The following is an 11,785-nucleotide window of genomic DNA, read 5'->3' as shown; positions in this document are numbered from 1 at the left end:
TCAGCTATGCTTAACAGCAGTAACTTACTGTTAAGGCGAATAAAAATGAAAGCGTTCGATCTTCACCGGATGGCATTAGATAAAGTACCGATGGAGTTTTTAGGCGAAGTGGCGTTGCGCAGTCTCTACACCTTTATTCTGGTCTTTCTGTTTCTCAAAATCACCGGACGGCGCGGCGTGCGCCAGATGTCGCTGTTTGAGGTGCTGATCATCCTCACCCTCGGTTCAGCGGCGGGTGACGTGGCCTTTTATGATGACGTGCCGATGATTCCGGTGCTGATCGTGTTTGTCACCCTGGGATTGCTGTATCGCCTGGTGATGTGGCTGATGTCGAAAAGTGAAAAAATCGAGGATCTGCTGGAAGGGAAACCGGTGGTGATCGTCGAACAAGGTCAGTTGGCCTGGGAGAAAGTCCGCAGTGCCAACATGACCGAATTTGAGTTTTTTATGGAGCTGCGCTTAAACAGCGTGGAGCAGCTGGGGCAGGTGCGACTGGCGATCATGGAAACCAACGGCCAGATCAGCGTGTATTACTACGATGATGCCGACGTAAAGCCCGGTCTGTGTATTTTGCCTGATGAATACGTTGAGCGATTTACCACCGTTCCCGAAGCGGGGCAGTACGCCTGTCGACGCTGTAGCCATGTGATCGCGATGCAGCCAGGCGATCATCAACTCTGTCCTCGCTGCGCGAATCCAGTATGGACTAAGGTGAGCCGGGCAAAACGCATCACCTGACAGCCAATTTGTCGGTTTTGTGACAACGCGCTGGCAGAATGTTTTGTGTGAGCGGGGACACATTTTCTTAGGTCTCAGTTTTAGACATTGCGGCGCGTGTCACTGAATGATAAAACCGATATCCACAGTTATAACTTATGAATTTAAGCGTGGTGAGGGTAAATGGCTCAGGTCTTTAATTTCAGTTCAGGTCCGGCAATGCTACCGGCGGATGTGCTTAAACAAGCTCAACAAGAGCTTTGCGACTGGCAGGGTCTTGGGACGTCGGTGATGGAAATCAGCCACCGTGGAAAAGAGTTTATCCAGGTCGCCGAAGAGGCAGAAACGGATTTTCGCGATCTGCTGAATATCCCCTCGAACTACAAAGTATTGTTCTGTCACGGCGGTGGGCGCGGTCAGTTTGCGGGTATCCCGCTGAACTTGCTGGGCGATAAAACGACTGCAGATTACGTGGATGCCGGTTACTGGGCGGCCAGTGCGGTAAAAGAAGCCAAAAAATACTGCACCCCGAATGTCATTGACGCGAAAATTACCGTCGATGGCCTGCGTGGCGTCACACCGATGAATGAATGGCAGCTGTCAGACAATGCAGCGTACCTTCATTACTGCCCGAACGAAACCATCGACGGGATCGCCATTCACGAAGAGCCGAACTTTGGCGACAACGTGGTGGTGACCGCCGATCTCTCTTCGACTATTCTCTCTGGCCCGCTGGATGTCAGCCGCTACGGCGTGATTTATGCTGGTGCGCAGAAAAACATCGGCCCGGCCGGGCTGACGCTGGTAATTGTCCGCGACGATCTGCTGGGCAAAGCGCACCAGGCCTGTCCGTCGATTCTGGACTACACAGTCCTGAACGATAACGACTCCATGTTCAACACCCCGCCGACTTTCGCCTGGTATCTTTCTGGTCTGGTCTTTAAATGGCTGAAGAAAAATGGCGGTGTAGCGCAGATGGACAAGATCAACCAGCAGAAATCAACCCTGCTGTATAGCGTGATTGACGGCAGCGATTTCTATCGCAACGACGTAGCCAAAGCGAACCGTTCACGCATGAACGTGCCGTTCCAGCTGGCAGACAGCAATCTCGACAAACTGTTCCTCGAAGAGTCCTTCACTGCGGGCCTGCACGCGCTGAAAGGCCACCGCGTTGTCGGCGGTATGCGTGCTTCTATCTATAATGCAATGCCGCTGGAAGGCGTCAAAGCGCTGACTGATTTTATGGTCGACTTCGAACGTCGCCACGGTTAATAGTGCGATTTTTCACCCCCGTAGCCCGGCTTCGGGGTTTTTATTATGTTGATTTGAGAGTTAAGTTTTCATGGAATCCCTGACGTTACAACCTATCGCGCGTGTCGATGGCACCATCAATTTGCCTGGTTCAAAAAGTGTCTCCAACCGCGCACTGCTGCTGGCTGCGCTGGCAAACGGCACCACTGTCCTTACTAATCTGTTGGATAGCGATGACGTTCGCCACATGCTGAATGCGCTGAAAGCTTTAGGCGTTCAGTACACTCTCTCAGCCGATCGTACGCGTTGTGAAGTGTCGGGAAATGGCGGAGCGCTACAATCCGCTGAAGAGCTTGAACTGTTTCTCGGCAACGCGGGGACGGCAATGCGCCCACTGGCGGCTGCACTGTGTCTTGGCAGCAACAATATTGTGCTAACCGGCGAGCCACGCATGAAAGAGCGCCCGATCGGTCATCTGGTGGATGCCCTGCGTCAGGGCGGTGCGCAGATTGATTATCTGGAGCAAGAAAACTATCCGCCACTGCGTCTTCGCGGTGGATTTACCGGCGGTGAAGTGGCTGTCGATGGCAGCGTTTCCAGCCAGTTCCTGACGGCGCTGCTGATGACGGCGCCGCTGGCTCCGCAGGATACGGTTATCACCATCAAAGGCGAGCTGGTTTCTAAACCTTATATTGATATCACGCTGCACCTGATGAAGACGTTTGGCGTTGAGGTTGAAAACCAGGCGTACCAGCGCTTTGTGGTACGCGGTGGTCAGCAATATCAGTCGCCGGGCAACTATCTTGTCGAAGGGGATGCGTCATCTGCATCTTACTTCCTTGCCGCGGGTGCAATTAAAGGCGGTACCGTTAAAGTCACCGGTATCGGCCGTAACAGCGTTCAGGGCGATATTCGTTTTGCTGACGTACTGGAAAAAATGGGCGCAGTTATCACCTGGGGAGACGATTTCATCTCCTGCACACACGGTGAACTGAATGCCATCGATATGGACATGAACCATATCCCTGATGCGGCGATGACTATTGCCACGGCAGCGCTGTTTGCCAAAGGCACCACTACGCTGCGCAATATCTACAACTGGCGCGTGAAAGAGACCGATCGCCTGTTTGCGATGGCAACGGAACTGCGCAAAGTGGGCGCCGAAGTGGAAGAGGGCGAAGACTACATTCGCGTGACACCGCCGGCCAAATTGCAGGTTGCTGAAATTGGCACGTACAACGATCACCGCATGGCGATGTGTTTCTCGCTGGTGGCGCTGTCTGATACGCCTGTGACCATTCTTGACCCGAAATGCACCGCGAAAACCTTCCCGGATTATTTCGAACAGCTGGCGCGCATCAGTACGCTCGCATGATAAAACCCTGCCGCATCAACGGGTGCGGCATTTACTTACGCTTCCTGACGTTGTTCCCGCCCATTTCTTCTACACTCTGCTTCATTAATTCCGTAATTTGCACGCAAAGATAACAGTTGCGCACTTTGGCGCGTATAATGCGCGGCGTTCATGTTGACGGTATGCCTTAATGAAGGAGAGAAAGATGACGGCAGTTGCCCCGGTAATCACGATTGATGGGCCAAGTGGCGCAGGGAAAGGGACTCTGTGTAAAGCGATGGCGGAAGCCTTGCAATGGCATCTTTTAGACTCGGGAGCAATCTATCGCGTACTGGCGTTAGCGGCGCTTCATCATCATGTGGATGTGGCTTCCGAAGAGGCGCTGGTTCCATTGGCTGCGCATCTTGATGTCCGCTTCGTCTCGACTAATGGCAACCTGGAAGTCATTCTTGAAGGGGAAGACGTGAGCGGTGAAATCCGCACCCAGGAAGTCGCGAATGCTGCCTCTCAGGTGGCTGCGTTCCCGCGCGTTCGTGAAGCATTATTACGTCGTCAGCGCGCGTTCCGTGACGCACCAGGTCTGATTGCGGACGGTCGTGATATGGGAACCGTGGTGTTTCCTGACGCGCCAGTGAAAATTTTCCTTGACGCCTCCTCCGAAGAACGCGCACAACGTCGTATGCTTCAGTTGCAGGAAAAAGGCTTTAGTGTTAACTTTGATCGCCTTTTATCCGAGATAAAAGAGCGCGATGACCGTGATCGTAATCGTGCTGTAGCTCCACTTGTTCCGGCAGACGATGCTTTAGTGCTCGATTCTACCCGATTAACTATTGAGCAAGTGATTGAAAAAGCGTTACAATACGCGCGCCAGAAATTGGCACTCGCTTAACCGCGACAGATTTGAAGTACCCCGCTGCAATGGATTGACGGTGGGTATGTGAAACAACCCCATCCGGCATGGAGCCAGGTGGACGTTATATTAACCTGAAGATTAAACATGACTGAATCTTTTGCTCAACTATTTGAAGAATCCTTAAAAACAATCGAAACCCGTCCGGGTTCCATCGTTCGTGGTGTTGTTGTTGCTATCGACAAAGATATCGTACTGGTTGACGCCGGTCTGAAATCTGAGTCTGCCATTCCGGCAGAGCAGTTCAAAAACGCCCAGGGCGAACTGGAAATCCAGGTTGGTGACGAAGTTGACGTTGCACTGGATGCAGTAGAAGACGGCTTCGGTGAAACTCTGCTGTCCCGTGAGAAAGCTAAACGTCACGAAGCTTGGATCACGCTGGAAAAAGCTTACGAAGAAGCTGAAACTGTAGTCGGTGTTATCAACGGCAAAGTTAAAGGTGGCTTCACTGTTGAGCTGAACGGTATTCGCGCGTTCCTGCCAGGTTCTCTGGTAGACGTTCGTCCGGTTCGCGACACTCTGCACCTCGAAGGCAAAGAGCTTGAGTTCAAAGTTATCAAGCTTGACCAGAAGCGTAACAACGTTGTTGTTTCTCGTCGTGCCGTTATCGAATCTGAGAACAGCGCAGAACGCGATCAGCTGCTGGAAAACCTCCAGGAAGGCATGGAAGTTAAAGGTATCGTTAAGAACCTCACTGACTACGGTGCATTCGTTGATCTGGGTGGCGTTGATGGCCTGCTGCACATCACCGACATGGCGTGGAAACGCGTTAAACACCCAAGCGAAATCGTGAACGTTGGCGACGAAATCACTGTTAAAGTGCTGAAGTTCGACCGCGAGCGTACTCGTGTATCCCTGGGCCTGAAACAGCTGGGCGAAGATCCATGGGTCGCTATCGCTAAGCGTTACCCAGAAGGTACTCGTCTGACTGGCCGCGTGACCAACCTGACCGACTACGGCTGCTTCGTTGAAATCGAAGAAGGCGTTGAAGGCCTGGTGCACGTTTCCGAAATGGACTGGACCAACAAAAACATCCACCCATCCAAAGTTGTTAACGTTGGTGATGTAGTGGAAGTGATGGTTCTGGATATCGACGAAGAACGTCGTCGTATCTCCCTGGGCCTGAAGCAGTGCAAAAACAACCCATGGCAGCAGTTCGCGGAAACCCATAACAAGGGCGACCGTGTTGAAGGTAAAATCAAGTCTATCACTGACTTCGGTATCTTCATCGGCCTGGACGGCGGCATCGATGGCCTGGTTCACCTGTCTGACATCTCCTGGAACGTTACAGGCGAAGAAGCAGTACGTGAATACAAAAAAGGCGACGAAATCGCTGCAGTTGTTCTGCAGGTTGACGCAGAACGTGAACGTATCTCCCTGGGCGTTAAACAGCTCGCAGAAGATCCGTTCAACAACTGGGTTGCACTGAACAAGAAAGGCGCAATCGTAAACGGTAAAGTGACTGCAGTTGACGCTAAAGGCGCAACCGTAGAACTGGCTGACGGCGTTGAAGGTTACCTGCGCGCTTCTGAAGCTTCACGTGACCGCGTTGAAGATGCAACTCTGGTTCTGAGCGTTGGCGACGACGTTGAAGCTAAATTCACCGGTGTTGACCGTAAGAACCGTGCAATCAGCCTGTCTGTTCGTGCTAAAGACGAAGCTGATGAGAAAGATGCAATCGCAACTGTTAACAAACAGGAAGATGCAGGTTTCTCTAACAACGCAATGGCTGAAGCTTTCAAAGCAGCTAAAGGCGAGTAATTTCAAGTGCTCTACATCATTTGAACGGTAACAAGGCAACGAGCCTGTGAATCCCCAGGAGCCGACTTAAGTCAGTGACTGGGGTGAAGAGGCGAAGTTAACGTAGTGACCGCTCGAAGGATGACGAGCAGACTTGACAGATTGCAGGATTCGTTCTGTAATCAATAACAAAGGGCGGCTACGGCCGCCCTTGTTTAATAAGCTGTTCAGCTAATTGGTTTGAAGGAACCGGAGGAATCATGACCAAGTCAGAATTGATTGAAAGACTTGCCAGCCAACAATCGCACATCCCAGCAAAAGCAGTGGAAGATGCAGTGAAAGAGATGCTAGAGCATATGGCCTCGACTCTTGCACAGGGCGAGCGCATTGAAATCCGCGGTTTCGGTAGTTTCTCTCTGCATTATCGTGCACCACGAACCGGGCGTAACCCGAAGACTGGCGATAAAGTTGACCTGGAAGGCAAATACGTTCCGCACTTTAAGCCGGGTAAAGAACTGCGCGATCGCGCCAACATTTACGGAAACTGAGTTCAGCCTACGGGCGAAACTGGGTTATCTAAAAAAAGCACCTTCGGGTGCTTTTTTTATACATTGAATTCAGAAAGCTGAAGCGGCGCTGCATTTCATCATTTCAGTTGCAGCAAGCTGGCACATTCTCTCCAGCAGTGGCCGTAAACTCACTTTTTCCTGGCTGACTCCCTAATATTCCCGCTGCACACTCTCTTAGAACAGGGAGGTGTATATGGGATTACCTGCAATCAGTGCATGTCTTATCACGGCCATTTTACCGTTGGTATGGCTGCCTTCGTTACCAAATCTGTCAACGGTCTGGATGTGCATAGCGGTTGGCGTTCTACTTGGATTACAAAGACTTCTTTGCTTACGTTATGCGGGCCTATGGCTGGTGTTCTTTGCATGGGGTGTATTAGCCGCCCTGGAATCCACCTGGCCCATGCAAAATCTGACGAACACGCCGCAGCAAGCAGAAATACTTATCACAGCCACCGATGGGGCAACTACCCATCAGGGTAAAATTGTAAGGCTAAATGGGAAACCCTGGTATTCGACCACCGGCGTAACGCTTTACGGTCAATATCTGCCGCAGACAGTGTGTCCTGGACAGCGCTGGACAATGTTACTGCGTCTTAGGGCGATTCATGGTGAGCTCAACGATGGCGGTTTTGATTCTCAGCGTTATGCGCTGGCCTCACATCAGCCGTTGACCGGACGGTTTACCCATGCGGAAGTGTTAGACGCAAGCTGTGGTTTGCGGGCGCAATATCTTTCTTCACTGACCACGACGCTCACCCAATACACGTGGGGAACCGTTATTCTCGGACTGGGGATGGGGGAACGGTTGGCGGTCACGCAAGAGGTCAAAAAGCTGATGCGTGAAACCGGCACATTGCACCTGATGGCGATTTCAGGTTTGCATATTGCTCTCGCGGCGTCGATCGTTTGGCTCATCGTTAGGGGGATTCAATTTTTACTTCCGACTGACTGCATTGGTTGGCGTGTACCGCTATTGGCAGGAGTCTGTTTTGCGGCGTTTTACGCCTGGCTTACAGGGATGCAACCTCCCGCATTACGAACCGTGGTCTCTCTTGCGGCACTCGCGTCGCTGCGCCTGAGTGGGCGGCAGTGGTCGCCCTGGCAAGTGTGGTTGTGTTGCGTCGCGTCTATTCTGGTTGTTGATCCTCTGGCGGTACTGTCGCAAAGCCTGGCCTTGTCGGCATTCGCCGTTGCCACGCTGATTTTCTGGTATCAGTGGCTGCCATTGCCTCAGTGGCCTGTTCCCCGTTGGATCAAACCGCTGGTGGCGCTGCTGCATTTGCAGGTAGGGATGCTGTTTTTGCTCTTGCCGCTACAGGTCAGCATTTTTCACGGCATGAGCATCTCGTCTCTGGTCGCCAATCTCTTTGCGGTACCGCTTGTCACGTTTATCTCCGTACCGCTGATCCTGGCTGGCATGCTGTTGCATCTGAGTGAACTGACATTACTGGAAGCGAAGGTCTGGTTTCTGGCTGATAAATCACTGGAAGTGCTCTTTTGGCTTTTAAAAGAACTACCGGATGGGTGGATGGATATTGATGAGCGCTGGCAGCTCGTGACCTGTCTTCCCTGGTTTGCGATTATTGCCTGGCGTTTACGCGCCTGGAAGTCGATTCCCGCTGTGTGTATCGCGGGTAGCGTATTGCTGACATTTCCCTTATGGCATCCTCTCAAAACCGAAGGCTGGACGCTGCACATGCTGGACATTGGCCAGGGGCTGGCAATGGCTATTGAGCGCCACGGAAAAGTCATTATGTACGATACCGGGCTTGCCTGGCCTGGCGGTGACAGCGCAAAGCAGCACATTATTCCCTGGCTGCGCTGGCATCATCTGACACCGGAAGGGGTCATTATCAGCCATGAACATAGGGATCATATTGGCGGGCTTACCTCGTTACAGGATACGTGGCCAAAAATGTGGATAAAAAGCCCGTTAGGATGGGCAGGGCATCAGCCCTGTTTTCGCGGTCAGCGCTGGCAGTGGCAGGGATTGACCTTCACGGTCCACTGGCCGCCAAAAGAGTATCAGGCTCAGGGGAATAACCATTCCTGCGTAGTGAAAATCGACGATGGCGAGTTCAGCGTGCTACTCACCGGTGATATTGAGGCGAAGGCAGAGCAGTTGATGTTAAGTCATCACTGGCAGGCGCTAACGTCTACACTTATCCAGGTGCCGCATCATGGGAGTAACACCTCATCATCGCAGGCGTTGGTACAGCGTGTTGAAGGGAAGATCGCTTTGGCCTCAGCGGCGCGTTACAACGCATGGCATTTCCCGTCCATAAAAGTGAGCAGACGCTATAAAAAGGAGGGCTATTCTTGGTTCGATACACCGCAATCGGGACAAATCTCGGTACGTTTTTCGCCACATGGCTGGCAAATCCTGCGCTTACGAGATCAAATTTTACCTCGTTGGTATCATCAGTGGTTTGGCGCGCCCGTAGATAACGGGTAGAATATGCGGCTATTTCAACAAATGCTGGTTTTTTGAATGCATAACGACAAAGATCTCTCCACGTGGCAGACCTTCCGCCGACTCTGGCCGATGATTGCACCCTTTAAAACAGGTCTGATCGTGGCGGGTGTCGCGTTAATCCTCAACGCAGCAAGCGATACCTTCATGCTATCGCTCCTCAAACCGTTACTGGATGACGGTTTTGGTAAAACGGATCGCTCAGTGTTGCTATGGATGCCTCTGGTGGTTATCGGACTGATGATCTTACGCGGCGTCACCAGCTATATCTCCAGCTACTGCATTTCGTGGGTGTCGGGCAAAGTGGTAATGACCATGCGCCGCCGACTGTTCAGCCATATGATGGGCATGCCGGTCTCCTTTTTTGACAAGCAGTCCACCGGGACCTTGCTGTCGCGCATCACCTACGATTCTGAGCAAGTCGCGTCGTCCTCTTCCAGCGCTCTGATTACCGTGGTGCGTGAAGGTGCGTCGATTATCGGCCTGTTCATCATGATGTTCTACTACAGCTGGCAGCTGTCAATCATTCTGATTGTGCTGGCACCGATTGTGTCGATCGCTATCCGTGTGGTCTCTAAGCGTTTCCGTAACATCAGCAAAAACATGCAGAACACGATGGGGCAGGTGACCACCAGTGCCGAGCAGATGCTGAAAGGCCATAAAGAAGTATTGATCTTTGGCGGTCAGGACGTCGAAACAAAACGCTTTGATAAAGTCAGCAACAAAATGCGTCTGCAGGGGATGAAAATGGTTTCGGCCTCTTCCATCTCCGATCCGATCATTCAGCTGATTGCCTCTCTGGCGCTGGCATTTGTGCTCTATGCTGCAAGCTTCCCAAGCGTCATGGAGACATTAACTGCCGGTACCATTACCGTCGTCTTCTCTTCAATGATTGCGCTGATGCGTCCGCTGAAATCACTGACCAACGTCAACGCGCAGTTCCAGCGTGGTATGGCGGCCTGCCAGACGCTGTTCAGTATTCTGGATACCGAGCAGGAAAAAGACGAAGGTAAACGCGTAATTGAGCGCGCTAATGGCGATGTAGAATTCCGCAATGTCACCTTCACCTATCCTGGTCGTGAAACGCCTGCCCTGCGCAATATCAGCCTGAACATCCCGGCGGGTAAAACGGTGGCACTGGTAGGGCGTTCCGGCTCGGGTAAATCAACCATCGCCAGCCTGATGACGCGTTTCTACGATATCGACGAAGGCGAAATCCTGTTGGATGGTCACGACTTACGCGAATACACCCTACAGTCGCTGCGTAACCAGGTGGCGCTGGTTTCTCAAAACGTGCATCTGTTTAACGATACTGTTGCCAACAACATCGCCTATGCGCGTACGGAAGAGTACAGCCGCGAGGCGATCGAGAACGCAGCACGTATGGCTTACGCGATGGATTTTATCAACAAAATGGACAACGGTCTTGATACGGTCATTGGCGAAAACGGCGTGCTGCTTTCCGGCGGTCAGCGTCAGCGTATTGCGATTGCCCGTGCGCTGCTGCGTGACAGCCCGATTCTAATCCTTGATGAAGCAACCTCAGCGCTGGATACCGAATCTGAACGTGCTATTCAGTCGGCGCTGGACGAACTGCAGAAAAACCGTACCTCACTGGTGATTGCACACCGTCTGTCGACTATCGAGCAGGCGGATGAAATCGTGGTGGTGGAAGACGGCTTGATCGTCGAGCGCGGAAGCCATGCGGATCTTATCGAGCACCGTGGCGTTTACGCTCAGCTCCATAAAATGCAGTTTGGCGCATGATTGCACGCATCTGGTCCGGGGAATCTCCGCTCTGGCTGCTGCTGTTGCCGCTCTCCTGGCTATACGGTCTGGTGAGCGGCATCATTCGTTTGAGCTATCGTCTGGGGCTTAAAAAAACCTGGCGAGCACCGGTGCCGGTTGTGGTTGTGGGAAATCTCACCGCCGGAGGCAACGGTAAAACCCCTGTTGTCATTTGGCTGGTGGAACAACTGACCAAACGCGGCATTCGCGTGGGTGTTGTTTCACGGGGTTATGGTGGAAAAGCCGAAAAGTATCCCCTGCTCCTGACGGCGGACACCACCACGGAGCAAGCCGGAGATGAACCGGTGCTGATTTTCCAGCGCACCGGGGCGCCCGTCGCGGTTTCTCCTGTTCGCAGCGAAGCCGTTCAGGCTCTACTGGCAGCACATCCGCTGCAAATCATTATCACCGATGATGGCTTACAGCATTACGCCCTGGCGCGTGATAAAGAGATCGTGGTGATTGATGGTGAGCGGCGCTTCGGCAATGGCTGGTGGCTTCCCGCTGGGCCAATGCGCGAGCGGGCATCCCGCCTGCGTTCCGTTGATGCGGTGATTGTGAACGGCGGTGAAGCACAGCGCGGCGAAATACCGATGACATTAACGCCTGGCCAGGCAGTGAATCTCCTGACAGGTGAGCATCGGGACATCACAGCGCTGCCAGCGCTGGTCGCTATGGCCGGTATCGGTCATCCTCCGCGCTTTTTTGCCACGTTAGAACAGGGCGGAGCCCGGCTTGAAAACCGAATTCCTCTCGCCGACCATCAAGCGCTGAGTCTGGAAAGCGTTGAGCCTTTGGCTGCACCTCACCAGAATCTGATCATGACTGAAAAAGACGCTGTTAAATGCCGCGCGTTTGCCAAATCCAACTGGTGGTATTTGCCCGTTGATGCACAGCTCAGCGGCGAACAGCCCGAACACTTGCTCCAGGAACTGATGGCGCTGGTGCGCTAAGTCGAATGCGGTTCTGGTAGCGTGATG

At 52.7% G+C, this 11,785-nt stretch carries 9 protein-coding genes; all 9 read left to right on the top strand.

Features of this window, described 5'->3' with window-relative positions; all coding sequences use genetic code 11:
• Positions 1-45: 45 nt before the first annotated feature.
• The 9 genes from C3708_RS05495 (at position 46) to lpxK (ending at position 11,758) form a co-directional block, all read left to right on the top strand.
• Positions 46-738: a DUF421 domain-containing protein gene (locus tag C3708_RS05495; protein WP_095281437.1), complete on the top strand. Its 693-nt coding sequence runs from the start codon at positions 46-48 to the stop codon at positions 736-738.
• Between the two features lie 162 nt (positions 739-900).
• On the top strand, positions 901-1,989 hold the full coding sequence (serC, locus tag C3708_RS05490; protein ID WP_103948715.1) for a 3-phosphoserine/phosphohydroxythreonine transaminase: 1,089 nt from the start codon (positions 901-903) through the stop codon (positions 1,987-1,989).
• 70 nt (positions 1,990-2,059) lie between these two features.
• On the top strand, positions 2,060-3,343 hold the full coding sequence (aroA, locus tag C3708_RS05485) for a 3-phosphoshikimate 1-carboxyvinyltransferase (protein WP_103946882.1): 1,284 nt from the start codon (positions 2,060-2,062) through the stop codon (positions 3,341-3,343).
• A gap of 184 nt (positions 3,344-3,527) precedes the next feature.
• Positions 3,528-4,211, top strand: coding sequence for a (d)CMP kinase (gene cmk, locus C3708_RS05480; RefSeq protein WP_103946881.1), 684 nt, complete (start codon positions 3,528-3,530; stop codon positions 4,209-4,211).
• Positions 4,212-4,319: 108 nt separating this feature from the next.
• Complete coding sequence (rpsA, locus tag C3708_RS05475; protein ID WP_095281441.1) at positions 4,320-5,993, top strand: 30S ribosomal protein S1; 1,674 nt, start codon at positions 4,320-4,322, stop codon at positions 5,991-5,993.
• A 239-nt stretch (positions 5,994-6,232) separates the two neighbouring features.
• Complete coding sequence (gene ihfB / locus C3708_RS05470; protein WP_012016828.1) at positions 6,233-6,520, top strand: integration host factor subunit beta; 288 nt, start codon at positions 6,233-6,235, stop codon at positions 6,518-6,520.
• A gap of 214 nt (positions 6,521-6,734) precedes the next feature.
• Positions 6,735-8,999, top strand: a complete 2,265-nt coding sequence (locus tag C3708_RS05465) for a ComEC family protein (RefSeq protein ID WP_103948714.1) — start codon at positions 6,735-6,737, stop codon at positions 8,997-8,999.
• 36 nt (positions 9,000-9,035) lie between these two features.
• On the top strand, positions 9,036-10,784 hold the full coding sequence (msbA, locus tag C3708_RS05460) for a lipid A ABC transporter ATP-binding protein/permease MsbA (protein WP_095281443.1): 1,749 nt from the start codon (positions 9,036-9,038) through the stop codon (positions 10,782-10,784).
• Complete coding sequence (gene lpxK, locus C3708_RS05455) at positions 10,781-11,758, top strand: tetraacyldisaccharide 4'-kinase (RefSeq protein WP_103948713.1); 978 nt, start codon at positions 10,781-10,783, stop codon at positions 11,756-11,758. The genes msbA and lpxK overlap by 4 nt, the downstream gene beginning before the upstream one ends.
• The last annotated feature ends 27 nt before the right edge of the window (positions 11,759-11,785 follow it).

Source organism: Lelliottia sp. 7254-16 (assembly GCF_002922995.1).
Classification (GTDB): Bacteria; Pseudomonadota; Gammaproteobacteria; order Enterobacterales; family Enterobacteriaceae; genus Enterobacter; species Enterobacter jeotgali.
The sequence above is the reverse complement of the archived record's forward strand: the minus strand, read 5'-3'. Positions and strand labels throughout refer to the sequence as shown.

Excerpts from the sequence above, each read along its gene's own strand:
- C3708_RS05495 (WP_095281437.1), top strand. The coding sequence starts at position 46 with ATGAAAGCGTTCGATCTTCACCGGATGGCATTAGATAAAGTACCGATG.
- serC (WP_103948715.1), top strand. The coding sequence starts at position 901 with ATGGCTCAGGTCTTTAATTTCAGTTCAGGTCCGGCAATGCTACCGGCG.
- aroA (WP_103946882.1), top strand. The coding sequence starts at position 2,060 with ATGGAATCCCTGACGTTACAACCTATCGCGCGTGTCGATGGCACCATC.
- cmk (WP_103946881.1), top strand. The coding sequence starts at position 3,528 with ATGACGGCAGTTGCCCCGGTAATCACGATTGATGGGCCAAGTGGCGCA.
- rpsA (WP_095281441.1), top strand. The coding sequence starts at position 4,320 with ATGACTGAATCTTTTGCTCAACTATTTGAAGAATCCTTAAAAACAATC.
- ihfB (WP_012016828.1), top strand. The coding sequence starts at position 6,233 with ATGACCAAGTCAGAATTGATTGAAAGACTTGCCAGCCAACAATCGCAC.
- C3708_RS05465 (WP_103948714.1), top strand. The coding sequence starts at position 6,735 with ATGGGATTACCTGCAATCAGTGCATGTCTTATCACGGCCATTTTACCG.
- msbA (WP_095281443.1), top strand. The coding sequence starts at position 9,036 with ATGCATAACGACAAAGATCTCTCCACGTGGCAGACCTTCCGCCGACTC.
- lpxK (WP_103948713.1), top strand. The coding sequence starts at position 10,781 with ATGATTGCACGCATCTGGTCCGGGGAATCTCCGCTCTGGCTGCTGCTG.